General features: G+C 73.0%; 26 protein-coding genes and 1 pseudogene. 14 read left to right on the plus strand and 13 right to left on the minus strand.

From position 1 onward, the window contains the following. Positions 1–5 precede the first annotated feature (5 nt). The 8 genes and pseudogenes from P3T37_RS06965 (at position 6) to P3T37_RS07000 (ending at position 8503) form a co-directional block, all read left to right on the plus strand. Positions 6–1223, plus strand: a complete 1218-nt coding sequence (locus tag P3T37_RS06965; RefSeq protein ID WP_280722560.1) for an ABC transporter substrate-binding protein — start codon at positions 6–8, stop codon at positions 1221–1223. A 22-nt stretch (positions 1224–1245) separates the two neighbouring features. After that, positions 1246–3038: pseudogene (locus tag P3T37_RS06970) on the plus strand (branched-chain amino acid ABC transporter permease). Then, positions 3035–3772: an ATP-binding cassette domain-containing protein gene (locus P3T37_RS06975; RefSeq protein ID WP_280722561.1), complete on the plus strand. Its 738-nt coding sequence runs from the start codon at positions 3035–3037 to the stop codon at positions 3770–3772. Before P3T37_RS06970 ends, P3T37_RS06975 begins: the two are co-directional and overlap by 4 nt. 2 nt (positions 3773–3774) lie before the next feature. Then, positions 3775–4500: an ATP-binding cassette domain-containing protein gene (locus P3T37_RS06980; protein ID WP_280722562.1), complete on the plus strand. Its 726-nt coding sequence runs from the start codon at positions 3775–3777 to the stop codon at positions 4498–4500. Next, on the plus strand, positions 4500–5315 hold the full coding sequence (locus P3T37_RS06985) for a class I SAM-dependent methyltransferase (protein ID WP_280722563.1): 816 nt from the start codon (positions 4500–4502) through the stop codon (positions 5313–5315). Before P3T37_RS06980 ends, P3T37_RS06985 begins: the two co-directional genes overlap by 1 nt. Positions 5316–5347: 32 nt before the next feature. Further along, positions 5348–6091: a PIG-L family deacetylase gene (locus tag P3T37_RS06990; RefSeq protein ID WP_280722564.1), complete on the plus strand. Its 744-nt coding sequence runs from the start codon at positions 5348–5350 to the stop codon at positions 6089–6091. Positions 6092–6184: 93 nt separating this feature from the next. Further along, positions 6185–6727 carry a PadR family transcriptional regulator gene (locus tag P3T37_RS06995; protein ID WP_280722565.1) on the plus strand — a complete coding sequence of 181 codons (543 nt, stop codon included), beginning with the start codon at positions 6185–6187 and terminating at the stop codon, positions 6725–6727. A 54-nt stretch (positions 6728–6781) separates the two neighbouring features. Continuing rightward, on the plus strand, positions 6782–8503 hold the full coding sequence (locus P3T37_RS07000) for an acyl-CoA dehydrogenase (protein WP_280722817.1): 1722 nt from the start codon (positions 6782–6784) through the stop codon (positions 8501–8503). A gap of 63 nt (positions 8504–8566) precedes the next feature. Here the strand turns inward: P3T37_RS07000 and P3T37_RS07005 are convergent, their stop codons facing one another. Then, a complete protein-coding gene (locus tag P3T37_RS07005) occupies positions 8567–8866 on the minus strand; it encodes a hypothetical protein (RefSeq protein WP_280722566.1) in 300 nt (99 codons plus the stop codon). A 177-nt stretch (positions 8867–9043) separates the two neighbouring features. On the opposite strand from P3T37_RS07005, the gene P3T37_RS07010 reads away from it, so the two are divergent. Next, positions 9044–10282: an FAD-dependent oxidoreductase gene (locus P3T37_RS07010; RefSeq protein ID WP_280722567.1), complete on the plus strand. Its 1239-nt coding sequence runs from the start codon at positions 9044–9046 to the stop codon at positions 10280–10282. A gap of 17 nt (positions 10283–10299) precedes the next feature. Here P3T37_RS07010 and P3T37_RS07015 read toward each other — a convergent pair whose 3' ends face one another. From P3T37_RS07015 to P3T37_RS07035, 5 genes are all read right to left on the minus strand, one after another. Further along, entirely contained in the window at positions 10300–10998 is a 699-nt protein-coding gene (locus P3T37_RS07015; RefSeq protein ID WP_280722568.1) for a hypothetical protein, read from the minus strand. Between the two features lie 94 nt (positions 10999–11092). Next, entirely contained in the window at positions 11093–12469 is a 1377-nt protein-coding gene (locus P3T37_RS07020; RefSeq protein WP_280722569.1) for a cytochrome P450, read from the minus strand. Positions 12470–12692: 223 nt separating this feature from the next. Then, positions 12693–13967 (minus strand): cytochrome P450, encoded by a 1275-nt coding sequence (locus tag P3T37_RS07025; protein ID WP_280722570.1) that lies wholly within the window; start codon positions 13965–13967, stop codon positions 12693–12695. A 190-nt stretch (positions 13968–14157) separates the two neighbouring features. Then, positions 14158–14364, minus strand: coding sequence for a hypothetical protein (locus P3T37_RS07030; protein ID WP_280722571.1), 207 nt, complete (start codon positions 14362–14364; stop codon positions 14158–14160). A gap of 113 nt (positions 14365–14477) precedes the next feature. Further along, positions 14478–15242 (minus strand): CDP-alcohol phosphatidyltransferase family protein, encoded by a 765-nt coding sequence (locus P3T37_RS07035; RefSeq protein WP_280722572.1) that lies wholly within the window; start codon positions 15240–15242, stop codon positions 14478–14480. A gap of 92 nt (positions 15243–15334) precedes the next feature. Between P3T37_RS07035 and P3T37_RS07040 the strand changes: the two genes are divergently transcribed. After that, positions 15335–16798 carry a N,N-dimethylformamidase beta subunit family domain-containing protein gene (locus P3T37_RS07040; protein ID WP_280722573.1) on the plus strand — a complete coding sequence of 488 codons (1464 nt, stop codon included), beginning with the start codon at positions 15335–15337 and terminating at the stop codon, positions 16796–16798. A 13-nt stretch (positions 16799–16811) separates the two neighbouring features. Here the strand turns inward: P3T37_RS07040 and P3T37_RS07045 are convergent, their stop codons facing one another. Both P3T37_RS07045 and P3T37_RS07050 read right to left on the minus strand, forming a co-directional pair. Further along, on the minus strand, positions 16812–17669 hold the full coding sequence (locus P3T37_RS07045; protein ID WP_280722574.1) for a lysozyme: 858 nt from the start codon (positions 17667–17669) through the stop codon (positions 16812–16814). A 139-nt stretch (positions 17670–17808) separates the two neighbouring features. Continuing rightward, complete coding sequence (locus P3T37_RS07050; protein ID WP_280722575.1) at positions 17809–18276, minus strand: MarR family transcriptional regulator; 468 nt, start codon at positions 18274–18276, stop codon at positions 17809–17811. Between the two features lie 133 nt (positions 18277–18409). On the opposite strand from P3T37_RS07050, the gene ribA reads away from it, so the two are divergent. Together ribA and P3T37_RS07060 are read left to right on the plus strand one after the other, a co-directional pair. Next, the gene (gene ribA / locus P3T37_RS07055) at positions 18410–19066 is read left to right on the plus strand and encodes a GTP cyclohydrolase II (RefSeq protein ID WP_280722576.1); all 657 of its coding nucleotides are present in this window, start codon (positions 18410–18412) and stop codon (positions 19064–19066) included. 197 nt (positions 19067–19263) lie between these two features. Beyond that, a complete protein-coding gene (locus tag P3T37_RS07060) occupies positions 19264–19686 on the plus strand; it encodes an alpha/beta hydrolase (protein ID WP_280722577.1) in 423 nt (140 codons plus the stop codon). 5 nt (positions 19687–19691) lie between these two features. Here the strand turns inward: P3T37_RS07060 and P3T37_RS07065 are convergent, their stop codons facing one another. Further along, positions 19692–20909: a 4-hydroxybenzoate 3-monooxygenase gene (locus P3T37_RS07065; protein ID WP_280722578.1), complete on the minus strand. Its 1218-nt coding sequence runs from the start codon at positions 20907–20909 to the stop codon at positions 19692–19694. 192 nt (positions 20910–21101) lie between these two features. Then, positions 21102–21602: a MarR family transcriptional regulator gene (locus tag P3T37_RS07070; protein ID WP_280722579.1), complete on the minus strand. Its 501-nt coding sequence runs from the start codon at positions 21600–21602 to the stop codon at positions 21102–21104. Between the two features lie 119 nt (positions 21603–21721). Here P3T37_RS07070 and P3T37_RS07075 point away from each other — a divergent pair, with 119 nt between their 5' ends. After that, a complete protein-coding gene (locus tag P3T37_RS07075) occupies positions 21722–22222 on the plus strand; it encodes a VOC family protein (RefSeq protein ID WP_280722580.1) in 501 nt (166 codons plus the stop codon). A gap of 19 nt (positions 22223–22241) precedes the next feature. Here P3T37_RS07075 and P3T37_RS07080 read toward each other — a convergent pair whose 3' ends face one another. Both P3T37_RS07080 and P3T37_RS07085 read right to left on the minus strand, forming a co-directional pair. Further along, positions 22242–22388 (minus strand): hypothetical protein, encoded by a 147-nt coding sequence (locus P3T37_RS07080; RefSeq protein ID WP_280722581.1) that lies wholly within the window; start codon positions 22386–22388, stop codon positions 22242–22244. A gap of 141 nt (positions 22389–22529) precedes the next feature. Then, positions 22530–23321 carry a VOC family protein gene (locus P3T37_RS07085; RefSeq protein ID WP_280722582.1) on the minus strand — a complete coding sequence of 264 codons (792 nt, stop codon included), beginning with the start codon at positions 23319–23321 and terminating at the stop codon, positions 22530–22532. Between the two features lie 179 nt (positions 23322–23500). Here P3T37_RS07085 and P3T37_RS07090 point away from each other — a divergent pair, with 179 nt between their 5' ends. Continuing rightward, positions 23501–24544 (plus strand): AI-2E family transporter, encoded by a 1044-nt coding sequence (locus tag P3T37_RS07090; RefSeq protein ID WP_280722583.1) that lies wholly within the window; start codon positions 23501–23503, stop codon positions 24542–24544. 4 nt (positions 24545–24548) lie between these two features. Here the strand turns inward: P3T37_RS07090 and P3T37_RS07095 are convergent, their stop codons facing one another. After that, positions 24549–25955 carry a class II fumarate hydratase gene (locus P3T37_RS07095; RefSeq protein ID WP_280722584.1) on the minus strand — a complete coding sequence of 469 codons (1407 nt, stop codon included), beginning with the start codon at positions 25953–25955 and terminating at the stop codon, positions 24549–24551. Positions 25956–25989: the final 34 nt, after the last annotated feature.

Consider the following 25989-nt stretch of genomic DNA (forward strand, 5'->3'; position numbering starts at 1 on the left):
TACGCATGACATCGGCACGCGGCGCACGCACGCGACGCACCTCGACACGTCGGGTACGCGCGACGGGACTTCTCCTGCTCGTCACCGCGCTCGGCGCCTCCGGGTGCAGCAGTGGCAGCCCCAGCGCCGCCGCCGGGTCGGGCAGCGTCAGGATCGGCCTGCTGGCCTCGCTCTCGGGGACGTACAAGGAGGTCGGCACCGACCTGCGGGACGGCTTCCAGCTCTATCTGGACAGCCACCAGGGCAAGCTCGGCGGCCACCCCGTCGACCTGGTGGTGGCCGACGAGGGCGACGGCGCGCCGACCGCGCTGCCCGCCGCGACCAAGCTGGTCAAGCAGGACAAGATCCTCGCGATGACCGGCATCGTCGGCGCCGGCTCGGTGGCCGCGGTGAGCCCGCTGCTCACCGAGAACAGGATCCCGCTGGTCAGCTCCAACGGCCGCCCGGTGGTCAAGGACGTCAGCCGCCAGTGGAGCACCAGCTTCATGTCCGACGACCCGGGCGCCGCGATCGCCCAGTACGTCCACGACACCGTCCAGGGACCGGTGTTCGCGATCGGACCGGACTACCAGGGCGGCTGGGACGAACTCCGGGGATTCACCGACGCGTTCACCAAGGCCGGCGGCCAACTCGCCAACCCCGGCGGCAAGACGCTCTTCACCCCGTTCCCGCAGACCAACGACTTCACGCCGTACCTCACGCAGATCAAGAACTCGCACGCCAAGGCGGTGTACTGCTTCTACGCGGGCGGCGCGGCAGTCGACTTCGTCAAGCAGTACGCGCAGTCGGACGTGGCCGGCATCCCGCTCTACGCGGCCGGCTTCCTCACCGAGGGCGGCGTGCTCAACGCCCAGGGCGACGCGGCCAAGGGCATCCAGTCGGTGCTCAACTACGCGCCCGACCTGGACAACGCCACCAACCGCAGCTTCGTCTCGGCCTGGCAGGCCAAGCACTCCGGCCCGCCGACCACCTACGCGATGGCCTCCTACGACGCGGCCGCCGTGCTGGACCAGGCGATCGCCGCGGCCGGAAAGAACCTCACCCCCGAGACACTCAACACCGCGATCGGCGGCCTCGGCCAGATCGACAGCCCGCGCGGCACCTGGGAGTTCGGCAAGAACACGCACTCCCCGGTGCAGAAGTGGTACCTGCGCCAGGTCAAGAGCGACGGCCGGGCACTGTCCAACCTGACCGTCCAGGACCTGGCCACCCTCGGCAACTGAAAGCGACCGGAGACCAGCCACCGTGGGCCTGATCGACGCCAACCTGGTGCCCGCCGTCGACGGGGTGGCCTTCGGGCTGCTGCTCTTCGTCGCGGCGGCCGGACTCACGCTGGCCTTCGGGACCGGCGACGTGCTCAACCTCGCCCACGGCACGCTGTACACCGTGGGCGGGTACAGCGCGGCTGCGCTCTGCGACGGGACCTGGCGCGGGCTGCTGCTCGCCCTGGTCGCCGGCACGGCGGCCGCGGCGGTCGGCGGCGCGCTGCTGGCCGCGCTCACCGCGCCGCTGCGCCGACGCGGCCATCTCGCTCAGGCGCTGCTGACCTTCGGCCTCGCGCTGATCGGCGGCGACCTGCTGAGCAGCGCGGCGGGCGGCGGCGATCTGCCGGTGGCCTTCCCCGCCGCGCTGAACGGCAGCGTGCTGCTGGCCGGGCACCGGTTCCCCGTCCACCGGTTGGCGCTGATCGCGGTGGCCGCCGCGCTGGCCGGCGCCGGACAGCTGGTGCTGACCCGGACCCGGGCCGGCGCGCTGGTGCGGGCCACGGTGGACGATCCGCAGATGGTGTCCTGCCTGGGCACCGATCCGCGCCGGGTGCACGCGGGGGTGCTGGTCGCGGGCGGTGCGCTGGCGGGGCTGGCCGGGGTGCTCGGCGCGCCGGTGATCGGGCCCGGGCCCGGGAGCGCGGACACCGTGCTGCTGCTCTCGCTGGTCGTCGTGGTGCTCGGCGGCCTCGGCTCGGTCGGCGGCGCGCTGGTGGCGGCGGTGGCCGTCGGCGAGGTCCAGACGCTGGGCGTGGTGCTCGCGCCCGGCCTCGCCCCCTACCTGCTGTTCGCCGCGATGGCCGGCGCGCTCGTCCTGCGCAGCCGCACTCCGGGACGGCGCGCATGAGGGCGCAGCTGCTCACAGGTCTGGCCCTGACGGCGCTCGCGCTGTTCGCCGTCCCGGCCGTCCTTGCCGACGGGACGCTCGCCATGCTGGCCCCCGCCGCCGCGCTCGGCCTGCCCGCCGTCGGGGTGAGCGTGCTGACCGGGCGGGCCGGCCTGCCCACGCTCGGCCAGGGCGCACCGTTCGCCGTCGGCGCCTACGCGACCGCGCTGCTGGCCCGTGCCGGGCTGACGACGGGCCCGGCGCAGCTGGTCGCGGCGGCGCTGGCCGGGGCGCTGTTCGCGCTGGCCACCGGCCCGGTGGTGGTGCGGGCGCGGGGCGCCACCGCGTTGATGATCACCCTGGCGCTCGGCGAGCTGGTCGCCACGGCGGCGGGCCGGTGGACCTCGGTGACCGGCGGAACGGACGGCCTCGCGGGCATCCCGCCGGTACAACTCTGGTGGGGTGGCTCACCGTTGACGGACGATACGGCGCTCTACCGATACCTGGTGGTGGTCACCGCGCTCGCGCTCGGCGTGACCGTCCTGGTGCTCGGCTCCCCGCTCGGGCTGCTGCTGGCCGGCAGCCGCGACCACGAGGAGCGGATGCGCGCCGCCGGCCACCGGGTCGGCGGCCACCTGCTCGCCGCCTACATCGGCGCGGGCGCGCTGGCCGGGCTCGGCGGCGCGCTGCTGGTGACCGAGCAGAGCTACGTCTCCCCCGCCGACGTCGGCTTCGGCACCTCCTCGCTGGTGCTGCTCGCCGCGGTGCTCGGCGGCATCGGCTCGCCGCTGGGCGCGCTGGCGGGCACGGTTCTGGTGGTGGTCGTCCGCGACCAGCTGGCCGCGCACTGGCCGGGGCACGGACCGCTGCTGCTCGGAGCCCTCTTCGTCGCGGCCGTCTACCTGCTGCCGGACGGCATCACGAGCATCCGGCTGAGGCGCCCGTGAGCCTGACTCTCAGCGAAGTCACCTGCCGCTACGGCCAGTTGACCGCCGTCGACCGAGTCGACCTCATGGTCCGCGACGGCGAGCGGCACGCCGTGATCGGCCCGAACGGCGCCGGCAAGTCCACCCTGCTGGCCCTGATCGCCGGCACCGTACGCCCCTCGACCGGCCGGGTCCTGCTGGACGGCCGCAACCTCGGCGCCACCGGGCCCGCCCGACGGGCCCGGGCCGGCATCGCCCGCACGTTCCAACAGCCCGCGGTCGCCGCCTCGTTGACCGCACTGGACAACGTGGCGCTGGCGGCCTGGCCGCGCGCCGACCTGCGCGGGTTCTGGCGGCCGAGCCGCTACCGCGCGCTGCGCGCCGGCGCGCTGGACTGGCTCGACCGGGTCGGCGCGGCCGATCTCGCCGACCGTCCGGCCGGCCAACTCTCGCACGGACAGCGGCGGTTGGTCGAGCTCGCGGCGGCGCTGGCGGGCCGGCCCCGACTGCTCCTGCTGGACGAGCCGGCAGCCGGGCTGACCGACACCGAGTCCGCCCGGCTGATCGCGGTGCTCGCCGGGCTCCCCGCCGAGGTGGCAGTGGTCCTGGTCGAGCACGACCTGGCCTTCGTCGGCGCGCTGGCCGGCCGGATCACGGTGCTGCACGAGGGCCGGGTCCTGGCGCACGGCACGCCCGCCGCCGTCGGCGCCGACCCCCAGGTCCGGTCCGTCTACCTCGGCAGCCGGGAGCTGTGACGATGCTGGAGATCCAGGGCCTCGGCGCCGGCTACGGCGGCGGCACGGTGCTGCACGGCATCGACCTCACCCTCCCCGAGGGCAGCATGCACGCCGTCCTCGGGCACAACGGCGCCGGCAAGACCACCCTGCTGCACACCGTCGCCGGACTGGTCCGCCCCTCCCGGGGCAGCGTCACGCTGGCCGGCCGCCGCCTCGACGGGCAGCCGCCGCACCGGATCGCGCAGGCCGGCGTGGGCCTGGTGCCGCAGGGACGGCGGGTCTTCGCCCGGCTCACCGTGGCCGAGCACCTGGCGCTGGCACACCGCCGCCCGCGCGGGCAGGCCGCGCCGTGGACCCCGCAGGCCGTCCTGCGGCTGCTGCCCCGGCTGGACGAGCGGCGCTCGCAGCTGGGCGGCCGGCTCTCCGGCGGCGAGCAGCAGATGCTCGCCCTGGCCCGGGCACTGCTCGGCCAGCCTCGGCTCCTGCTGCTGGACGAGCCGACCGAGGGCCTGGCGCCCGCCGTCGCCGACGAGGTCCTCGCGCTGACCCGCCGATTGGCCGACGACGGGCTGACCGTCCTGCTGGCCGCCCCGCAGCTGCGGACGGCCGCGGCGGTGGCCGAGCGGCTGACCGTCCTGACCGCGGGCCGCACCACCGCCACCCAGGACGGCGCCGCGGCCCGCACCGACCCCTCCCCGCTGCTCGCCGCACTCTCTTTCACCCCTGACCTGGAGGCCACCCCCTGATGCCCGAGACCGCGTACGCCTTCGACAACCGAGCCGCCGACGCCGAGGTCCAACTCGCCGTCCTGGAAGCCTTCCTGGACCCGATCACCACCCGCCAGCTGGACGACCTGGGGCTGCCGCCCGGCGCCCGCTGCTGGGAGGTGGGCGCGGGCGGCGGTTCGATCGCCCGGCTGCTCGCCGAGCGGGTCGGCCCGCAGGGGCGGGTGATCGCCACCGACATCGACCCGGCCCGGTTCCACGGCGAGGCCGCCAATCTGGAGCTGCGCCGCCACGACGTGCGCCACGAGGAGCCGCCGGGCGAGGGCTTCGACCTGATCCACGCCCGCCTGGTCCTGCTGCACCTGCCCGAGCGGCACGAGGTACTGGCCACCCTGGCCGGCGCGCTGCGTCCGGGCGGTGTGCTGCTCGTCGAGGAGTTCGACCGCAGCCCGCTGCACGTGCTCTGCGACCTCGCCCCCGAGCAGCGGGAGCTCTTCGCCCGGGTGGTCGACGGCATCCTCGACGTGCTCGGCACGCTCGGCGCCGACCTGCACTGGGCGCACCGCGCGCCCGCCGCGATGACCGCGCTCGGCCTGCGCGAGGTGCACACCACCGTGCACGCCGAGAGCTGGACGGGCGAGGGCGGCGCCCGGCTGCACGAGATCAACTCCCGCCAGCTCCAGGACCGCCTGCTGGCGGCCGGCCTGACCCCGGACGAGCTGGCCCGGTTCCGCGAGCTGGTCCGCCGACCGGAGTTCAGCGCGCTCTCGTACTCCCTGGTGTCCACCTCGGCGCGGATGCCCGCGCGGGCGCAGGACGTGGCTACAGTGACCTGACGGATGATCAACTACCGGAAGGGAACTCCCCCATGACGGAACCGGCCCCGGCGCCGCTCGAACCACTGGACGAGGACTGGGAGCGGGCCCTGGCGGTCGTCGCCCATCCGGACGACATGGAGTACGGCGCCGCGGCCGCCGTCGCGCACTGGACCTCGCAGGGCAAGACGGTCGTCTACGCGATGATCACCAGCGGCGAGGCCGGCATCGACTCGATGGACCCGGCGCAGTGCCGCCCGGTGCGCGAGGCCGAGCAGATCAGGTCGGCCGCCCTGGTCGGAGTGGACACCGTCGAGTTCCTGGGCCACCCGGACGGCGTGCTGGAGTACGGACTGCCGCTGCGCCGCGACATCGCCCGGCTGGTACGCCGACACCGCCCTGACATCGTGATCACCTCCAACTTCCGCGACACCTACGGCGGCACCTTCCCCAACCAGGCCGACCACATCGCGGCGGGCCGGGCCACCCTGGACGCGGTTCGCGACGCCGGCAACCGCTGGGTCTTCCCCGAGCTGACGGCGGAGGGCCACCAGCCGTGGAACGGGGTGCGCCAGCTCTGGGCAGCGGGCTCCCCGGAGGGCCGGCACGCGGTGGACACCACCGACTTCTTCGACACCGGGGTCGCCTCGCTCAAGGCGCACCAGGCCTACCTGGCCGGCCTCGGCGGGAGCATGGCGGACGCCGAGGGCTTCCTGGAGTCGATGGCCCGGGCCACCGGCAGCCGGCTCGGGGTCCGCTTCGCGGCCTCCTTCGAGGTGCTCCCGCTGCACCTCTGAACAACTGCGGCAGGCCCGGCAACGACCGTGACCTGCGTCTCACGCCGCCCGGACACACTTGCTATGCAACTCGTTGCATAGCAAGCTGGGGCCATGGCGCTTGAGTACGCGATCCTCGTCTCCCTGCTGGAGCAGCCCGGTTCCGGCTACGAGCTGGCCCGGCGCTTCGACCGCTCCATCGGGCGCTTCTGGACCGCCACCCACCAGCAGATCTACCGCGTGCTGGGCCGGATGGAGGCCGACGGCTGGCTGGCCGTCGAGCTGACCGCGCAGAGCGCCAGGCCGGACAAGAAGATCTACTCGGCCGCCGAGCCCGGCCGCGCCGCGCTCGCCGCCTGGCTGCGCGAGCCCGTCCAGCCCGAGTCGGTCCGCCACGAGATGGCGGTCCGGATCCGCGCCGCCGCCTTCGACGACCCGGCCGCGCTGATCCCCGAGGTGGAGCGCCACCGCACCGCCCACGCCGAGCTGCTCGACCGCTATCTCGCGGGCGAGCAGCGGGACTTCCCCGACCTCGAATCCCTCGACGTCCAGCAGCAGCTCCAGCACGTGGTGCTGCGCGGCGGCATCGAGTACGAGCGGATGACGCTGGCCTGGCTGGACGACGTCCTGGTCACCCTGCACAGACTCAGCCACTGAACTCTCTCCCCACCTCAGGCAACTGACCCTCACTCCACACACCTTGGACTCATGATGGCCGAATCCCTGCTGTTCAACCCCCGGACCTACGACCCCGCGCAGTTCGACGAGCCGACCCGCCGTCTGCTGCGGGCCACCGTCGACTGGTTCGAGTCGCGCGGCAAGAAGGCGCTGATCGACTCCTACATCGACCGGTCCTGGTACGGCGACTTCCTCGAATTCGCCGCCAAGGAAGGCCTGTTCGCGGCCTTCCTGACCCCGGCCGAGCAGGCCGGCGGCGACGCCGCCAAGCGCTGGGACACCTCTCGCAACGCCGCACTGAACGAGATCCTCGGCTTCTACGGCCTGGGCTACTGGTACACCTGGCAGGTCACCATCCTGGGTCTCGGTCCGGTCTGGCAGAGCGAGAACGAGGCCCTGCGGGCCCGCGCCGCCCAGCTCCTGACGGAGGGTCACGTGATGGCCTTCGGTCTGTCCGAGCGCACCCACGGCGCCGACATCTACTCGACCGACCTGATCCTCACCCCGGACGGCGAGGGCGGCTTCCGCGCCAACGGCTCCAAGTACTACATCGGCAACGGCAACGTGGCCGGCCTGGTCTCGGTCTTCGGCCGCCGCTCCGACGTCGAGGGCCCCGAGGGCTACGTCTTCTTCGCCGCGGACAGCCGGCACCCGGCCTACCACCTGGTCAAGAACGTGGTGAACTCGCAGATGTACGTCAGCGAGTTCCGCCTGGAGGACTACCCGGTCACCGCCGAGGACGTGCTGCACACCGGCAAGGCCGCCTTCGACGCCGCCCTGAACACCGTCAACGTCGGCAAGTTCAACCTGTGCACCGCCTCGGTCGGCATCTGCGAGCACGCGATGTACGAGGCTGTCACGCACGCCCACAACCGCGTGCTGTACGGCAAGAAGGTCACCGACTTCCCGCACGTGCGCCGGGAGTTGACCGACGCCTACGCCCGCCTGAACGCGATGAAGCTGTTCAGCGACCGCGCCGTGGACTACTTCCGTACCGCCTCCCCCGAGGACCGCCGCTACCTGCTCTTCAACCCGATGACCAAGATGAAGGTCACCACCGAGGGCGAGAAGGTCATCGACCTGATGTGGGACGTCATCGCGGCCAAGGGCTTCGAGGCGGACACCTACTTCGACAAGGCCGCGCGCGACATCCGCGGCCTGCCGAAGCTGGAGGGCACCGTCCACGTCAACCTGGCGCTGATCCTCAAGTTCATGGGCAACTACCTGTTCGCGCCCGCCGAGTACCCGGCGGTGCCGACCCGCACCGACGCCGCGGACGACGCGTTCCTCTTCCAGCAGGGACCGGCCCAGGGCCTGGGCGCGATCCGCTTCCACGACTGGCGCACCGCGTACGACGCGCACGCCGGGGTGGCGAACGTGGCGCGCTTCCGCGAGCAGGCCGACGGCCTGTGCGCGCTGCTGCTCGCGCACGCCCCCGACCAGGCGCAGCAGCAGGACCTGGACTTCCTGCTGGAGATCGGCCAGCTCTTCGCGCTGGTCGTCTACGGCCAGCTGATCCTGGAGCAGGCCGAGCTGGTCGGCCTGGACGGCGACCTGCTGGACGGCATCTTCGACGTGCTGGTCCGGGACTTCTCGGCGCACGCCACCGAGCTGCACGGCAAGGCCTCCGCGACCGAGGAGCAGGCTGCCTGGGCGCTGGCCCACGTCCGCCGCCCGGTCGCCGACGCCGAGCGCGCCGAGCGGCTCTGGGAGCAGGTCGCGGCGCTCTCCGGCGCGTACGAGATGCAGCCGTAAGCCCCGCTGGACACCGCGCCGCTGCGGACCGCGAACCAGATGGTCACGGTCCGCAGCGGGCTTTCAGCTCTGCGTCACACGACGGTGGCGTCCCCTGGCGGGGCGTTCCTCCAGCATCCTGGCGGCCAGCGCGATCATCGCGACCACGGTGATGGCCCAGAAGCCCGCGAAGATCGCCACCACCCACTCGGTCTCGATCTGCGGGGCGCACAGTCCAAGCCCCAGCGAGGCCGCGACCAGGACGAACACCGTGTGGATCCTGATCTCGTAGAGCGCCGTCAGCGCCCGGCGCGCCATCCCGGGCTCTCGGGGAGCTTCGACCGCCGGCGGCCCCGCGGGCCCGGCATCGTTCATGGGTTCCATCGCCGCCTCCTTGAGAAGCTTCGCCGCGCCCGCGCGGCCGGGGTCCTTCCATCTTCCGCCCGCCGCGCCCAGGCCGCTCGATTCGGCCTCCCCCAGCCGTCCCCCGCGTGGCGGTTGGCACCCGCCGTGTCTGCGGGCTGTGATGGACCCGACAGCCCGCAGACCAAGGAGTCGGCCATGGACGCGAACACGCCACACGTCATCGTCGGAGCGAGCCTGGCCGGCGCGAGCGCCGCCCGCACACTGCGCGAGGAGGGCTGGCAGGGCCCGCTGGTGCTGATCGGCGAGGAGAGCGAACTCCCGTACGAGCGGCCACCGTTGTCCAAGGGCTATCTGATGGGCGCGGAGCCCCGGGAGAAGGTCTTCGTGCACCCGCAGGAGTGGTACCGCGAACAGCGGATCGACCTGCGGCTCGGCACCCGGGTCACCGCCGTCGACCCGGCGGCGCACCGGATCACCCTCCAGGACGGCGCCACCCTGGACTACGCGAAACTCCTGCTGACCACCGGCTCCTCCCCGCGCCCGCTGCCGGTCCCGGGCGCCGAGCTGGACGGCGTGCACTACCTGCGCACGCTCGGCGACAGCGACCGGCTGCGGGCGGCGTTCCGCTCCGCCGACCGGATCGCGGTGATCGGCGCGGGCTGGATCGGCCTGGAGGCGGCGGCCGCCGCGCGGGGCGCCGGCGTCCAGGTGGCCGTACTGGAGAGCGCCGGGCTGCCGCTGCTGCGGGTGCTCGGCCCCGAGGTCGCCGAGGTCTTCGCCGCCCTGCACCGGGACCACGACGTGCAGTTGCACTTCGGCGTCCAGGTCCAGTCGCTGACCGGCGGCCCGGACGGCGTGACGGGCGTGCGCCTGGCGGACGGCACGGTGGTGGAGGCCGACGCCGTGCTGATCGGCATCGGCATCACCCCCAACACCGCACTCGCCCAGGCCGCGGGCATCACGGTGGAGAACGGCGTCAAGACCGACCAGAGCCTGCGCACCTCGGACCCCGACGTCTTCGCGGCCGGCGACGTCGCCAACGCCTACCACCCCCTGCTCGGCCGCCACCTGCGCGTGGAGCACTGGGCCAACGCCGTCCACCAGCCGCGCACCGCCGCCCGCGCGATGCTCGGCCAGGACGTCGCCTTCGACCGTACGCCGTACTTCTTCACCGACCAGTACGACCTCGGCATGGAGTACACCGGCTACGTCGAACCCGGCGGCTACGACCGGGTGGTGTTCCGCGGGGACGTCGCGGCCCGCGAGTTCATCGCCTTCTGGCTCTCCGGCGGCCGGGTACTGGCCGGCATGAACGTCAACGTCTGGGACGTCACCGACCCGATCCGCGAACTCGTCCGCTCCGGGCGGGTGGTGGACCTGGCGAAGCTCGCCGACCCCGCCGTCCCGCTCACCGAACTGCCGGACGCCGGCTGATCCTGCGGGCGGGAGTCTCAGTTCGCGTCGTCGTCCGGGTCGCTGGTGGTCGCCGGGCCGGCACTCAGGCCGAGCCTGGCCTCGGCCGTCGTCCAGTCGGCGGCTATCGCCTGCTGGGCGGCGGCCAGGGTGACCTGGTTCTTGCAGATGGCGGTGTGCAGGCGGGTCTCCACCGAGTCCTTGGGGTTGTTGGGGCCCTTGCCCGGCACATGGCCGGGGGACGGCGGCTCGACCCAGAGGTTGCGCGGGTCGTTGGGGTCGCCGCCCAGCTGGAGACTGATCAGGTGGTCGTACTCCGCGTCGCCCATCGGGCCGGTGTAGCCGTAGGACTTGGCGTTCGCGGCCTTCTCCTTGCTGGTGACGCCGGTGCTGGGCCGGATCGCGGAGGTGTAGCCGCCGGCCTTGCAGATCGTCGTGGCGACGGTCGCCTGGGTCACCGCCGGGCTGGTCGCCCCGGGCGTGCAGGCCGGGTCGGGCAACGGCTGCCTGTCCGCCGTGTAGCGGAAGTGGCAGGAGTCCGGGGCGGGTTGCGGCGAGGCCGCGTAGACGGACTGCGGTCCGGCCCCCACCGGGATGGCGACGGCGGGGCCCGGCGCGGCGGTACCCGCGGTCGAGCCGGGGTGGCCGGCCTTCTCGGCGGAGCAGGCGGCCAGCGGCAGCGCGGTCAGCAGGACGGAGAGCGCGACCACGGCGAGCCGGCGGCTGGGTATCGGCACCAGGGGTTCCCTTCAGGCGTGCTGACGGATCGGCAGTCGCCGACCCGTCCGACAGGGATTCTCGCAGGCCAGGGCGGATGTCTCGAAACCGCGGTCAGCGCGGCACGGGCAGCATCGGCAGCGGGCCGGTGCCCAGCGTCATCCGCGGCTGCGCCCGGACCGGGCGCCCCGGCTGCGGGGTCAGCCGCCAGCGCTCGGCGATCCGGGCCAGCGCGAGGGTCGCCTCGGTCAGCGCGTAGGCGTCGCCGACGCACTTGCGGGCGCCGCCGCCGAACGGCAGCATCGCCCCACGCGGCACCTCCTCCAGGCGCTCGGGCAGCCAGCGGTCGGGGTCGAAGACCTCGGGGTCGGCGAAGAGCGCGGGGTCGTGGTGCAGCGAGTACGGGCTGAACGCGACCGTACTGCCGGCCCGCAGCCGGCGTCCGCCGAGCTCGGTGTCGACCGTGGTCACCCGGGTGAGCAGCCAGACCGGCGAGCGCAGGCGCAGCGACTCGGTGAGGGTGCGGCGGGCGCAGTCCAGCTCGGGCAGGTCCTCGACCTGCGGCGGGCGCCCGGCCAGCACCCGGTCCAGCTCGGCGTGCAGCCGGCCCTCGACCGCGGGGTGGGTGCCGACCAGGTGCAGGGTCCAGGCCAGCGCGTTCGCGGTGGTCTCGGTCCCGGCCGACAGCATGGTCATCACCTGGTCGTGGATCTGGTGGCCGGTCAGGCCCTCGCCGCTCTCCTCGTCCCGGGCCGCCAGCAGCGCCGAGAGCAGGTCGCCGCGGTCGGCGGGATCGCGGCGGTGGTCCTCGATCATCGTGTCGATCACCTCGCCGAGCCGCAGCAGCGCCCGCTGGAAGCGCCGGTTGCCGGGAGTCGGCAGCCGGGCCGACCACCCGAGCGGCGCCACCATCCGCCGGTGCATCCCGCCCAGCACGACGGACAGGTCGTGCGCCAGCTCGTCCATGGTCGGTTCGTCGATGTCGGTGGAGAAGAGCGTACGGGCGGTCACCCGCGCGGTCAGCGTGTGCATCCGGGCGCTGACGTCGACGGGCACGCCCGGTTGCCAGTCCGCAGTGGCCCGGTCCACCTCGGCGACGACCTGCTGGGCGTAGCCGCGGACCCGGACGGGGTGGAAGGCCGGCTGCACCAGGCGCCGCTGGTGGCGGTGCTCGGCGCGGCCGCAGGTGACCAGGCCGTCGCCGATCAGCAGCCGGGCCTTGTCGAAGACCGGGCCGCCCTTGTCGAAGGTCTGCGGGTCGCGCAGCACCTGGCGCACCAGTTCGGGGTGGCAGACCAGGTACGCGGGGAGCCGGCCGAAGTGGACGGTGACCAGGTCGCCCCGGGCCGGCAGCGCGCTGAGGAACTCCAGCGGCCGTCTGCGCAGCGGCAGGGCGTGCCCCAGCAGCGGCAGCCGTCCCGGCGCCGCACCGACGATGTACTCCGGGCCGTTCGTCCAGCTCTGCGTGCCGAGCCCGATGGTCTGCGCCATGGCTGTGCCCCCTCCGTCCAGGCGACCGACGCGGGGACCGGCCGCCCCCGACCGGTTCCCCGCAGCAGGGACATGCCACCCGGTCGGCGACGGGAAACGGCCCGACCGGGCCAGCCGGGAGCACCGGGGGCGGCCGAAGCCCTCACCCGGCGCGGACACCCCGGGCAGCGGGCCCGCGTGCGCGGGCTCCGACGTCCCGTCAGCCGTCGCACTCTCCTGGGGGTCAGAAGGTGAAGCGAAGCGAGCGGACCCGGTTGTCGAAGCTGGACGGGACCAGCTCCGGAGCGCCGACCGAGCGCAGCTCGGGCAGCCGGGTGAACAGCTCGCGGTAGAGCACCTTCATCTCCTGCCGGGCCAGTGGGGCGCCGAGGCAGAAGTGCGGACCGCCGCCGCCGAAGCCCAGGTGCGGGTTGGGTCGGCGGGTGATGTCGAAGACGTCGGGGTCGGTGAAGACCGACTCGTCGCGGTTGGCGGAACCGTAGTACAGCACCACCTTGTCGCCGCGGGCCAGTTGGGCGCGGCCCAGAGTGTGCTCGGTGGCCAGGGTGCGGCGGAACTGGATGATCGGGGTCGCACAGCGGATGATCTCGTCCACCGCACCGTCCAGGTGGGCGTCCGGATCCGCGAGCAGCAGTGCGCGCTGCTCGGGGTGCTCGGTGAGCAGATGCAGGCCGTGCGCCAGCGCGTTACGCGTGGTCTCCACGCCCGCCACCAGCAACAGCGAGAAGAACGCGCCGAGTTGGCGATAGCTCAGGGACCGGCCGTCCACATCCGCCGTGACCAGGGCCGAGATCAGGTCGTCGGTGGGCCTGCGCCGCCGCTCCCGGCCCAGGTCGGCGACCATGCCCTGCATCCGGGCCAGTGCGCGAAGTCCCCGGCCGGGAAGGCGGATCCGCTGCCGCAGCGGGCGCTGGACCCCGGTGTGCTCCGAGGCGTGGTCCACCTCGGCCAGGATCGCCGGACGCCGCTCCTCGGGGATGCCCATCATGGCGCAGATCACCTGGAACGGCAGCTCGGCGGCGACCGAGCGCACGAAGTCCTCCGGCCGGTGCGCGATCACGTCGTCGACGATCCGCCGCGCCACGCAGTGGATGTCCTCCTCGACCTGCGCGATCAGCCGCGGCGTGAAGGCGCGCGAGACGATCCGGCGCAGCCGCGCGTGGTCCGGGTCGTCCAGGTTGACCATCGAGTCGCCGAACAACGCGCGGACCCAGCGCGGCGGTTCGGGCGTGGTGACGCCGGGCGCGCTGCGGAACACCTCCGGCGTCCGGCTGGCGGCCACCACGTCGGCATGCCGGACCAGCGCATGGAACCCCCGCTCGGCCCGGAACAGCGATCGCGGACGCTCCACGAAGTAGGTAGGCGTTGGGAGTTGACGCAGCCCTGCGAAGGCCGCGGCCTGCTCGGCGGCGGGCAGCCGCCAGAAAGCGGGATCGGCCAGGTCGGTCCGTTCGACCCCCGCAACCGCCGCCCTCGTGGCCCTCGGTACCGTACCCACCGTTCCGCCGCCTCCCTGCCGGTCTCCGGTCGGCAGGATCGCCGGCCGGAGACCCAGTTATAGGGGCAGAGCCGATCATGGTGTCAAGTCAGCGTTCCCTCAGACGAGTTGATTCCCAGCGTAGAGGCTCCCCCGGATCGGCCAGAACCTCACCTGGATGAGTGAGGTGACCGGACTCAGAGCTGCCGCCTCAGCCCCAGGGGTCGCCCTCGGCGGTCATGTTCTCGGCGGCCAGGCGTTCCTCGTCGCTCGGCTCGCGCTCCGCTCGGACGGACTCGGCGGACTTCTCGACGTCGACGGCGAACGCGTCCGCCGCCTCGTCGTGTGCCAGGGCCGCGCGTTCAGCGGGATCCGCGGACTGATGCGCCTTGGACCGGAACCTGTCGAAGATGCCCATGTCTCCTCCTCGGGTCGGTCGCCCCGACGGGCTTCCCTCCCTGTCACAGTACGTCCCGAAATGTCCCACCGGGAGCCCGCTCCGGGATCGGCCGGCGGCCGGCCCTGCCGCGGTTACCTCTTCAGGCGGGAGGAGGCGACGATCGAGACGATGTGCGCCGGCACCAGGACCCAGACGATCACCGTGACACCGGCGACCACGGCCCTGGTCGCCGCCAGGTGGCCGGTAGCGGCGTCGGCCACCGCCGCGACCAGCAGCACCAGCGTGCACTCGATGCCGTTGACCAGCCGGTGCAGGCCGACGGCGGAGGCCAGGCGGCGCACCGTGGCCAGGCCGGAGGAGCGCGGCACGACCGACTGGTCGGTGGCCTTCGCGAGCCCGCTGTCCGCCCGCGCCACGTGGACCAGGTCCGAGGACGCCTTCAGGATCAGCACGCCGATGGCCGCCGCCATCCCGGCCACCAGGTAGGGGCTGAGGCCGAGCGAGGCGGCCCGAAAGCCCATGCCGACCATCACGGCGGCATCCGCGAGGTACGCGCCGAGCCGGTCGAGGTAGACCCCGAGCGGGCTGAACTGCTTGCGCCAGCGGGCGACTTCGCCGTCCACGCAGTCAAGCAGCAGGTAGAGCTGCATGAACAGCACGCACAGCACGGCGCCGAGCAGCCCGGGGATCAGCAGCGCGGCCCCGGAGAGCACGCCGGCGACCACCATGACGCCGGTGATCTGGTTCGGCGACCAACGGGTGCCGAGCATCAGCCGGGTCAGCCGTAGCGAGACGGAGCGCATGTAGAGGCGTCCGGCCCAGTGTTCCGCCCGGCTGTCGAGCTTGCCCGGCGGGTGGATCACTGCGCGCAGTTCTTCGAGTGGGACCCTGGTCATGCCGTCTCCGTGTCTTGTTCTCTTGCTCTTGTTGCGGCGCGGCGTGCGCGCAAATGAGCGGACCGTTACGACCCGCGCAGTACGGTCGGGACGTGCCAGTCGCCCGGCGGGTCATCCTCCCACTCGTCGCCGCGTCGCTCGTCACCGGCTGCACCAGCGCCCACCGGCCCGCCGCACACCCGGTGTCCGCCACTCCGGCCCCCACCGCCACCCCAGCCCCCACCCCCGAGGCCGCCCTCCCCGGCGCGCCCGACTGGGCGATCGCCGCCCCCGGGCCGGCGGACGAGATCCAGGGCTACGCCGACCGTGCCGGCGTCCTACCCGGCTTGCCCGTACGGCTCATGGTCTCCACCACCGCAAGCACCTTCCAGGTCCGCGCCTACCGCTTCGGCGCGTACGCCGGGGGCCTGCCCGCCCGCCTCGTCTGGTCCTCCCCGCAGACGCCCGGCCGCTCGCAGCCCGCACCCACCACCGACGCCCGCGGGACGACGGTCGCACCGTGGCAACCGAGCCTCACCGTCCCGACCGACGGCTGGCCGCCGGGGTCGTACCTGCTCCGGCTCGACGCCGCCTCGGGCGGCAGGCGCTGGGTGCCGCTGACGGTCGAGTCGCCATCGGTGGCCGGCCGGGTGGTGCTGGTCCAGCCGGTGACCTCGTACCAGGCGTACAACACCTGGGGAGGGCGGAACCTGTACTTCGGGCCGGACGGCGCGTTCGCGACGCGCGCGCGGGCGGTGAGCTTCGACAGGCCGTACCAGGACGAGGACGGCGCGGCGGACTTCTTCCAGCTCGAGCAGCCACTGGTCGCCTTCGCCGAACGCCAGGGCCTGCCGCTCGCGTACCGCACGAGCGTGGACCTCGACCTCGACCCGCACGCGCTGGACGGCGCGGCGGCCGTGCTGAGCGAGGGGCACGACGAGTACTGGTCGCCGGCGATGCGAACCACCGCCACGCACGCCCGGGACGCCGGCAGCAACCTCGCGTTCCTCGGCGCGAACGCGCTCTACCGCAGGATCCGGTTCGAGCCGTCGGCGAACGGGCCCGACCGGGTGGAGGTCAACTACAAGGTGCCGCAGGAGGATCCGCTCTACGGCAAGGACGACAGCCGGGTCACCGGCAACTGGCCGAGCCCGCCGGACGCCGACCCGCAGAGCTCGCTGACCGGCCAGGCCTACGCCTGCGACGCGCACACCAACGCGCCCCTGGTGGTCGAGAACCCGGCCGGCCTTCCGTGGGCCGGCACCGGCGTCACGGCAGGGCAGCAGCTGACCGGGCTGGTCGGACCGGAGTCCGACCACCTCGACACGACGTCCGGACGCGCACCGAAGGTCACCGTCCTCGGACACGCCGAGGTCGCCTGCGCCTTCGGCCCGCCGACCACGGCGAACGCCACCTCCTACACCGCGGCGAGCGGCGCGACCGTCTTCGACGCGGGCACCGAGAACTGGATCTGCGCTCTGCGCACCGACGCCTGCCCGGGCGTGCCAACCGACGTGCGCCGGATCGTCCAGGCGGCGACCGGACACCTCCTGAAAGCGTTCGCGCGGCAGCAGTGACCGGTGGCCGGGCTCAGCCCTTGGCGAGGGCCTGGACCTGGGTGTAGGCGCCGTTGAAGTAGTCCTGGTCGCCGGGGAAGGTGCCGGAGTCGGCGTACTGCCAGAAGGTCTGGTACGACCAGCCGTTCGGCAGGGTGCCGGGCGAGGAGGAGTAACGGGCGATCCAGAGCGGGCTGGTGGTGCCGAAGCCGGCGTTGTCGCCGGTGCAGGTCGACCACCAGTCGTTGGTGGTGTAGATGGTCGGGTAGCGGCCGGTGCGGGTGTGGACGGTGTTGCTGAAGTCGTGGATCCAGCTGACCATGGCGGCCTGGCTGAGGCCGTAGCAGGTGGCGCCGTAGGGGTTGTACTCGATGTCGAGTGCGGGCGGCAGGGTCTTGCCGTCGGCCGACCAGCCGCCGCCGTGGCTGACGAAGTAGTTCGCCTGGGTGGCGCCGCTGGAGGCGTTCGGCAGGGCGAAGTGGTAGGCGCCGCGGATCAGTCCGGTGTTGTAGGAGCCGTTGTACTGCTGTGTGAAGTCGGGGTTGGTGTAGCCGGTGCCCTCGGTCGCCTTGACGTAGGCGAATCTGGCGCCCGCGCCGGCGGCGGCGCTCCAGTTGACGCTGCCCTGGTAGCTGGAGACGTCCAGGCCGGGGGTCTGGGTGACCTGCGGCTGGAGCGGTCCCGAGGGGCCGCGGCCCTCGTGGGCGACGACCGTGGAGCCGGCGAAGTCCCGTTCGGGGTGGGATGGTTGGAACGGGCGGCCGGCGGCGTCGGCCTGCGCGGGGACGGCTGTCGCGCCGAGCAGCAGGGTGCCGAGGGCGAGGGCGGCGAGGGCCGGGCGCAGCAGTCGACGGGAGGAGGGGGCGAGCGGGCGGGGGGCGGTGCTGAACATGAGCGCTCCTACGGGCCTGGGCGGATCCGGGCAGGGCAGAGCAGGTTCTTGTTCCACGCATACCGATGATTGGCATGACCGCGCTGGGCCGAGCCTAACGGCCGACCGCGCCTCCCGCCAGAGACGACCGCACCTCTCGCTAGAGAGTCGAGTCGCCGCGCAGCCGTCGGACGACCTCGCCCAGCGCCTCGGCCAGCACCGCGAGTTGGTCGCGGTCCAGGACGTCGATCAGCGCCTCGCGCACCGCCTCGACATGCCCGGGCGCCGCCTCCCGCAGCACCGCCGCGCCCTGGTCGGTGAGTTGGGCGAAGACCCCGCGCACGTCGCTCGTGCAGGACCGCCGCCCGACCAGCCCGGCCTTCTCCAACTGCGCGACCTGGTAGGTGAGTCCACTCTTGGAGGTGACCAGCCGCTCGGCCAGGTCGGCCATCCTGAGCTCACCATCGGGGGCCGCCGAGAGGTGCACCAGGATCTCGTACTGGGTGTGCGACAGCCCCGAATCGTCCTTGAGCTGCTGCTCCAGGTGGCGCGCCACCAGGTGGCCCGCCGCGAGGAAGCCGCGCCAGGCCGCCATCTCCTGCTCGTCCAGCCATCGGGTCTGCGCCATACCGGGAAGCCTACCGGGTTGTTCAGATTTGAACCACGGTGTACGGTCACCCGGAGAGTGGGTTCAAATTTGAACAACATGCTCTCACCATGACAGCCGCCCTCGCCCGCCCCTGGATGATCGGAGACCGGAGATGCCCAGCACTTCCCGCGACCTGCCTGCGGTGCCGCCGGCCCGCGTCCGCACCACGGTGCGCGTCCCGCTGCGCTTCGGCGACGGCTACCGCGTCGACGCCGACGTGCTGACCTTCCACGACCTCGCCGACGGCGCCGAGCACCTGGCGCTGGCGCTGGGCAACCCGGGCGGCGCAGCGACCCCGCTGGTCCGGCTGCACTCGGAGTGCCTCACCGGGGACGTCTTCGGCTCCGAGCGCTGCGACTGCGGCCCGCAGCTGCGCGAGGCGGTCGAGCAGATCGCCCTCACCGGCGGCTACCTGCTCTACCTGCGCCAGGAGGGCCGCGGCATCGGGCTCTACAACAAGCTCGACGCGTACGCCCTGCAGGACGGCGGCGCCGACACCTACGCCGCCAACGCCGCCCTCGGCCTGCCCGAGGACGGCCGCGACTACACCGCGGCCGCGCAGATGCTGCACACGCTGGGCGCCGACCGGATCGACCTGCTCAGCAACAACACCGACAAGGCCGAGCAGCTCGCCGCCTACGGCATCGAGGTGATCACCCGCGTCCCCACCGGCGTGCACGTCTCCCCCAGCAACGTGCACTACCTGCGCACCAAGGCGCACGGGACCGCGCTGACCCACGCCCACACCATCCAGCTCGAGGTGAGTTGACAGCCAGCTGACAGTTCGCGCCGGAAGTCTTGGTGACGCCCCACCAGGAAACGACCGGAGAGAGATCTGCCGAACGTCCCCGGCACGGGCCGGCCGGGCCTGGGCGCGCTACTGCAGAGGGGCTGTGGACCGCGCCCGACGCGCAGGGGGCACCGCCGACCGGCGTCGCGGGGCAGCAGCCGGAGCAGACCCTCGGCGTGCTGTGCTCCGACACCGCGAACCCGCCTGCCGGCGCCGACTATCCGGCCCTGGCCGATCTCACCCGGGCACGGTCGGGCGACGCCAGACCGTCCTGGGTCTGGCAGACCCAGCGCTGCGCCGAATGGCCCGCCGGCGGCCGACCGGACCGCTACACCGGGCCGTGGAACCGCTACACCTCCGCGCCCATCCTGGTGGTCGCCAACACCGGGGACCCCGCTTGGCCCTACGAGGGCTCCCGGGCCATGGCCGACACCCTCGCGCGCGGCCGGCTGCTGACCGTCGACGGCTACGGGCACACGGTCCTCGGCAACCCGAGCGCCTGCGCCGCCGACAGTGAGGTGCGGTATCTGGTCAGCGGCGAGCTGCCCGCGCGCGGGACGGTCTGCGAGCCGGACCGCCGGCCGTTCGCCGTCCAGTAGCGCTCTCAGACCGGCGACAGGACCGGCCGCGCGCCCGCGTAGCCGTCGGCGAAGGTGGCCGCGAAGGTCTCCGAGTCGCGCAGCTGGGCCAGCCGGGAGAGTTGCAGGCGGTGCATGAACGGCGCGTCCGTGCTGCCGCCCACCGGGCTGTGGGTGAGGTTCAGCAGCCAGCGCGAGAACTCCTGGGTGCGCCAGACCTCCGGCAGGCGGGCGGCCGAGTAGCCGTCCAGCAGGTGCGAACCGGCGCCGGCGTAGTAGGCGGTCAGCGCCCGGGCGAGCTCTCCGGCGTCGGCGACAGCCAGGTTCATGCCCTTGCCGCCGGCCGGCGTGATGATGTGCGCCGCGTCCCCGACCAGGAAGAGCCGGCCGTACTGCATCGGCTCGACCACGAAACTGCGCATGTCCAGGATGCTCGTCTCGGTGATCCGGCCGGTCTTCAACTCCCAGTCGGCGACCGCGAGTCGGCGACGCAGCGTGGCCCAGATCCGGGCGTCGGGCCAGTTCTCGACCGCGTCGCCGACCGGCACCTGGAGGTAGTAGCGGCTGACGGTGGGGGTGCGCAGCATGTGCCCGGCGAAGCCCTCCTCGTGCAGGGCGTAGATGATCTCCTCGGTGGACGGCGGCGCCTCGGCCAGGATCGCCAGCCAGCCGAACTCGTGCTGGCGGCCGAACGCGCGCAGCCGCCCGGCGGGGACGGACGGGCGGGCGGCGCCGTAGAAGCCGTCGCAGCCGGCGACGAACTCGCAGTCGATGTCCACCGGTTCGCCGCGGCCGACGCCGTCCCCCAGCTCGGCATCACTGCCAGCCGGTTCGCAGCGCAGCACCGCCCGGTCACTGTCCAGGCCGGCCACCCCGACCACCGGGTGCGAGAAGAACAGCGTGCCGCCCGCGCCGAGAAAGGACTCGATGAGGTCCCGCACCAGGAACTGCTGGGGATACACCAGGTGGTCCCGGCCGCCGGTGAGCGCGCCGTACGGGACGGAGAAGCGCTCGCCCTGGTAGCGGAACTCGCAGCTGCCGTGCCGCGCGCTCTCGGCGAGGAGCCGGTCCGCCAGGCCGTGCCGGGCAAGGAAGTCGGCCGTCCGGTGCTCGATCACCCCGGCCCTGGCCCGCGCCTCGACGTACGCCCGCGTGTGCCGCTCGACCACCACGCAGCCGATGCCGGCCTGCTGGAGCACGTTCGCCAGCACCAACCCGGCCGGCCCGGCACCGATGATCCCCACCTGAGTCCTAAGACGCACGACTCCCCCAGTCCGGATGGTCCGTCAGGGCGGCCCGCAACCGCCGGCCCGCCCCACCCCGCGCCGGTTCGCCCGGGGTCCCTGGAGCACAGCCTATGCGCCCATCGGTGACGGTGGGTCAGTTGGGCGCGGATAGCGCCTCGGTGGCCCTGACCAGGGCACCCGTGTGCGGGGTCAACTGCGCCGGTCGCCGTCGCGGAAGAGGGCGGAGCTCTCGCCGTCGCGGTCCAGCGTGGTCAGCACGGTCCGCAGGGTCTCCCGCAGTTCCAGCACCTGCTCGCGGCTCAACGGGTCGAACAGGTGCTGGCGGACCGCCTCGACGTGACCGGGCGCCGCGGCCGCCAGGACCTCGAAACCCTCGTCGGTGAGCTTCGCGAAGGTCGTCCGGCGGTCCCCGGGGTGCTTCACCCGCCGGACCCAGCCGGACTCCTCCAGCCGGTTGACCGCGTGCGAGAGCCGGCTGGGCGAGGAGCGGACCAGCCGCGCCAGCTCGCTCATGGTCAGCGAGCGCCCAGGGGCCTCGGAGAGCATCACCAGGATCACGTAGTAGGCGTGCGGCAGACCGGAGTCCCGCTGCAACTGGCGGTCCAGGGCCTCGTTCAGCAGTCGCGAGGCCCACAGGAACGCGCGCCAGGTCTGCTGCTCGTCCTCGTCCAACCATCGGGTTTCGGTCATGGGACTTATCCTAGTGGTGATGCTTGAGAGCTCAATATTTGAGGACTCAAGTACTCTGCTCTATCCTGAACCTTGAAGGCTCAAGCAATGTGCCCCTGAACCCCTGAGGAGAGCCAACCATGCCCGTGCGACGCCTCAACCACGCGGTCCTCTACGTCCGCGAGGTGGCCCGGTCCGTCGAGTTCTACACCGACGTCTTCGGTTTCAAGGTCGACGTCGAGATCCCCGGCCGCGCCGCCTTCCTCAGCGCCGAGGACACCCTGAACGACCACGACCTCGGCCTCTTCTCGGTCGGCGCGCAGGCGGGCGGACCGGTGCCCGGCCAGGTCGGCCTGTACCACCTCGCCTGGGAGGTCGGCACGCTCGGCGAGCTGGCCGAGATCGCCGAGCGGTTGGGCAAGCGCCGGGCAATGGTCGGCGCCACCGACCACCGGGTCTCCAAGTCGCTCTACGCCAAGGACCCCGACGGCATCGAGTTCGAGGTGATGTGGCGCGTCCCGCGCGCCGACTGGCCCGGGGACGACGGCCAGGGCGGCCTGCTGCCGCTGGACCTCCAGGACGCGCTGGACCGCTGGGGCGCCGACCTGAAGACCGGCGCCGCCGCGGGCTCCCCCACCTGACCGGCCTTCGAGCCTGAGGTCAGTCCTCGCCGAGCACCGCGTACGTCTCGGCGTCCCCGTGGTCGAACGAGTCGCTCGGCTCGGGCTCCTCGGCGGCCCGTACCGGGAGCTGCTCCTGCCAGCCGCCCAGGTCGCTCTTGGTGGCGGTGGCGGTCTCTCGTTCCATTGCGGACTCCTCCGGTGGTTGGTTGGCTGTAGGCCGACCCGTTACCGGGGTCGGCCGCACCCAAACGACCGCGCCACCGCGTTCCCCCGAACGGCCGCCGGAATCCCCCCGTCCGGCCTACCATGAGCCGGTGTGACCGCCTCAGCCGCGGCCGCTGATCACCGAGAAACGGCCGCCCTGCGGGTCGTGCAGGTGGGCGACCCTGCCGTACGGGGTGTCCAGGGCCGGCCCTGCCGCGGTGGCGCCCAGCGCCAGGGCCTGGGCGACCGAGGCGTCGGTGTCCAGCACCGAGAAGTAGACGTGCCAGGTGGGCCGGTGCTCCTCGTCGGTGGGCACCATCGCGGCCAGCGCCGCCACGCTGCGGCCCGCGGTGCGCAGCACCACCCGGTCGTGCTCCCAGCGCACCTCCAGCTGCCGGGGGTCGCGGCCGTCCCAGGCGAAGACCTCGCCGTAGAAGAGCGCCGCCTCGAACGCGTCCCGGGTGCGCAGCTCGATCCAGACCGGCGCGCCGGGTGAGGAGAGCCAGGCGGGCCCGTGCCGCCCCTGGCCCTCCCACAGGCCGAACGGCGCGCCCGCCGGGTCGGAGGCGACCGCGAGCCGGCCCTCGTCGAACCCCAGCGGGCCCACCGCCACCGTGCCGCCGCGGGCCTGGACCCGCTCCGCGGTCACGTCGGCGTTCTCGGTGCCGAAGTACGTCGTCCAGGCGACCGGCAGCTGAAGATCCGCCGAGGAGCTCAGGCCTGCCACCGCCACGCCGTCCACCACCGCCCGCACGTACGGGCCCCAGCGGTCCGGCCCGCGCTCGAAGGACCACCCCAGCAGCGGACCGTAGAAGTCCTGCGCGGCCTCCAGGTCCCGGGCCATCAGGGTGACCCAGCTGGGCACCGCGGGCACGCACCGCACCGCCGCCCGCGCCGCTGCTGCGTCGGTCATGGAAGTTCCTCCTCCGTGCACGGCCGGGTTCTCCTCGACCGTACCCGTACCGTGCCCGCCCCGCACGGACCCGCAGCGCAGGCGCACCGGGGCGTGCCATGGCATCGTGGACGGACGGTGCCTGACGGCCCGTCGGACGAGCGGGGGCGGGGCGAGTGAGGCCAGGAGGGGCGGGCACGGTGGTCGAGCAGAGCGAGCGGGTCCGGCGCTCCTGGTTCACCATCGGCTTCGGCCTGGCGGTGGGCGCCCTGGTGGCCTACCACCTGGCCCAGTCGGTGGTCCGGATCACCGGCATCCTCACCCTGGTCCTGCTGGCGCTGTTCATCGCGATCAGCCTGGAGCCGATGGTCGGCTGGCTGCTGCGCGGCGGGCTGCGGCGGGCCTGGGCGGTACTGGTGCTCGCGCTGGCCGTACTGGGGCTGGCCGGCGGCTTCGTGGCGCTGGTCATCCCACCGCTGAGCGGGGAGATCGACGCGCTCGCCAAGGCCGTCCCGGCCTGGCTCCAGCAACTGCACGACCACCAGTCCGTGCTGGGCCGGCTGGAGGACCGCTACCACCTGGTGGACCGGGCGAAGCAGCAGCTGAACGGCGGCAACGCGACGACGCTGGTCAACGGCGTGCTCGGGGCCGGCCAGCTGCTGCTGAGCACGCTCACCGACCTGGTGATCGTCTGCACCCTGACGCTCTACTTCCTGGCCGGACTGCCCACCATCAAGGCCTTCGGCTACCGCTTCGTGCCGCGCACCCGGCGGGCCCGGGTCGAGGAGCTGGTCGAGGAGATCCTGATCCGCACCGGGCGCTTCATGCTGGCCAACATCGTCACTTCGGCCATCGCCGGGCTGGCCACCTTCCTCTGGCTGGAGGCCTGGGGCGTGCCCTATCCGGCGGTGCTGGGGCTCTTCGTGGCGCTGATGGACCTGGTGCCGGTGGTCGGCTCGACCATCGGCGGCGTGGTGGTCTCGCTGGTCGCGCTGGTGGTCTCCTTCCCGGTGGCGCTCGGCACGGCGGCCTTCTACACCGTCTTCCGGCTGGCCGAGGACTACCTGATCATGCCCAGGGCGATGAAGTACGCCGTCGAGGTGCACCCGGTGGTGACGGTCCTGGCGGTGCTGATCGGCGGCGCACTGCTGGGCATCGTGGGGGCGCTGGTCGCCGTGCCGGTGGCGGTGGCGCTCGGGCTGGTGCTGGACGAGGTGCTCTTCCCGCAGCTCGAGCGGGTCTAGGGAGTCACGGGCGGGTCATCCGCAGGACGTCCAGCGCCTCGTCCAGCTGGTCGAGCGTCAGGTCGCCGCGCTCGACGTAGCCGCGGTCAAGGACCACCTCGCGGATCGTCCTGGACTGCGCCAGCGCCTGCTTGGCGACCTTGGCGGCCTCCTCGTAACCGATGTAGCGGTTCAGCGGGGTGACCACCGAGGGGGAGGACTCGGCGAAGAAGCGGGCCCGGTCGACGTTGGCCGTGATGCCGTCCACCGTGCGGTCCGCCAGCAGCCGGGAGGCGTTGGCCAGCAGCCGGACGGACTCCAGCAGGTTGCGGGCGATCACCGGCAGCATCACGTTCAGCTCGAAGTTGCCGCTCGCACCGGCCATCGCCACCGTCGCGTCGTTGCCGACCACCTGGGCCGCGACCATCGCGACCACCTCGGGGATCACCGGGTTCACCTTGCCCGGCATGATGGAGGAGCCGGGCTGGAGGTCGGGCAGGTTGATCTCGCCCAGGCCGGTGCGCGGGCCCGAGGCCATCCAGCGCAGGTCGTTGACGATCTTGGTGAGGCCGACCGCGATCGTCCGCAGCTGGCCGCTCAGCTCCACCAGCGCGTCGCGGGCGCCCTGCGCCTCGAAGTGGTTGCGCGCCTCGGTCAGCGGCAGGCCGGTGGCGCGGGCCAGCTCGGCGATCACGGCGGCGGAGAAGCCGGGCGGGGTGTTGATGCCGGTGCCGACCGCCGTGCCGCCCAGTGGCAGTTCGGCGACCCGCGGCAGGGTCGCCCGCAGCCGCTCCTGCCCGTAGCGGACCTGGGCCGCGTACCCGCCGAACTCCTGGCCGAGGGTGACGGGCGTGGCGTCCATCAGGTGGGTCCGGCCCGCCTTCACCACCTGGTCGAACCCAGCGGCCTTGGCCTCCAGGGCGCTCGCCAGCCGGTCCAGCGCGGGCAGCAGATCCCGCGTGACGGCGGCGGTCGCGGCGATGTGGATCGAGGACGGGAAGACGTCGTTGGACGACTGGCTCGCGTTGACGTGGTCGTTCGGGTGGACCGGGGCGCCCAGCCGCTCGGCCGCCAGGGTGGCGACCACCTCGTTGGTGTTCATGTTGGAGGACGTGCCCGAGCCGGTCTGGAAGACATCCACCGGGAACTGGTCGTCCCAGCGGCCGTCGGCCACCTCCTCGGCGGCGGAGACGATCGCCCGGGCCACCGGCTCGGTCAGGATCCCGAGCTCCGCGTTGACCTTGGCCGCGGCGGCCTTGATCCGGGCCAGCGCCGCGATGTGCGCCCGGCCCAGCCGCTGCCCGGAGACCGGGAAGTTCTGCACCGCCCGCTGCGTCTGCGCCTGCCACTTCGCGTCGGCGGGAACCCTCACCTCCCCCATCGAGTCGTGTTCCGTCCGGTACGTCTGCTCGTGCGTCTGCTCGTCGCCCATGGCGCCACACCTCCACCCAGCTCAGCTCACCCGG

It is taken from the genome of Kitasatospora sp. MAA4, assembly GCF_029893355.1.
GTDB lineage: Bacteria > Actinomycetota > Actinomycetes > Streptomycetales > Streptomycetaceae > Kitasatospora.

What these genes read in the sequence shown, in the direction of transcription:
- P3T37_RS07000 (WP_280722817.1), top strand. Translation starts at nt 6,782, where the DNA reads ATGGCCGAATCCCTGCTGTTCAACCCCCGGACCTACGACCCCGCGCAG.
- P3T37_RS07075 (WP_280722580.1), top strand. Translation starts at nt 21,722, where the DNA reads ATGCCCGTGCGACGCCTCAACCACGCGGTCCTCTACGTCCGCGAGGTG.
- P3T37_RS07050 (WP_280722575.1), bottom strand. Translation starts at nt 18,276, where the DNA reads ATGGCGCAGACCCGATGGCTGGACGAGCAGGAGATGGCGGCCTGGCGC.
- P3T37_RS07035 (WP_280722572.1), bottom strand. Translation starts at nt 15,242, where the DNA reads ATGACCAGGGTCCCACTCGAAGAACTGCGCGCAGTGATCCACCCGCCG.
- P3T37_RS07005 (WP_280722566.1), bottom strand. Translation starts at nt 8,866, where the DNA reads ATGGAACCCATGAACGATGCCGGGCCCGCGGGGCCGCCGGCGGTCGAA.
- P3T37_RS07095 (WP_280722584.1), bottom strand. Translation starts at nt 25,955, where the DNA reads ATGGGCGACGAGCAGACGCACGAGCAGACGTACCGGACGGAACACGAC.
- P3T37_RS06985 (WP_280722563.1), top strand. Translation starts at nt 4,500, where the DNA reads ATGCCCGAGACCGCGTACGCCTTCGACAACCGAGCCGCCGACGCCGAG.
- P3T37_RS06965 (WP_280722560.1), top strand. Translation starts at nt 6, where the DNA reads ATGACATCGGCACGCGGCGCACGCACGCGACGCACCTCGACACGTCGG.
- P3T37_RS06980 (WP_280722562.1), top strand. Translation starts at nt 3,775, where the DNA reads ATGCTGGAGATCCAGGGCCTCGGCGCCGGCTACGGCGGCGGCACGGTG.
- P3T37_RS07010 (WP_280722567.1), top strand. Translation starts at nt 9,044, where the DNA reads ATGGACGCGAACACGCCACACGTCATCGTCGGAGCGAGCCTGGCCGGC.
- P3T37_RS07045 (WP_280722574.1), bottom strand. Translation starts at nt 17,669, where the DNA reads ATGTTCAGCACCGCCCCCCGCCCGCTCGCCCCCTCCTCCCGTCGACTG.
- P3T37_RS07030 (WP_280722571.1), bottom strand. Translation starts at nt 14,364, where the DNA reads ATGGGCATCTTCGACAGGTTCCGGTCCAAGGCGCATCAGTCCGCGGAT.
- P3T37_RS06995 (WP_280722565.1), top strand. Translation starts at nt 6,185, where the DNA reads ATGGCGCTTGAGTACGCGATCCTCGTCTCCCTGCTGGAGCAGCCCGGT.
- ribA (WP_280722576.1), top strand. Translation starts at nt 18,410, where the DNA reads ATGCCCAGCACTTCCCGCGACCTGCCTGCGGTGCCGCCGGCCCGCGTC.
- P3T37_RS07085 (WP_280722582.1), bottom strand. Translation starts at nt 23,321, where the DNA reads ATGACCGACGCAGCAGCGGCGCGGGCGGCGGTGCGGTGCGTGCCCGCG.
- P3T37_RS07080 (WP_280722581.1), bottom strand. Translation starts at nt 22,388, where the DNA reads ATGGAACGAGAGACCGCCACCGCCACCAAGAGCGACCTGGGCGGCTGG.
- P3T37_RS06990 (WP_280722564.1), top strand. Translation starts at nt 5,348, where the DNA reads ATGACGGAACCGGCCCCGGCGCCGCTCGAACCACTGGACGAGGACTGG.
- P3T37_RS07020 (WP_280722569.1), bottom strand. Translation starts at nt 12,469, where the DNA reads ATGGCGCAGACCATCGGGCTCGGCACGCAGAGCTGGACGAACGGCCCG.
- P3T37_RS07070 (WP_280722579.1), bottom strand. Translation starts at nt 21,602, where the DNA reads ATGACCGAAACCCGATGGTTGGACGAGGACGAGCAGCAGACCTGGCGC.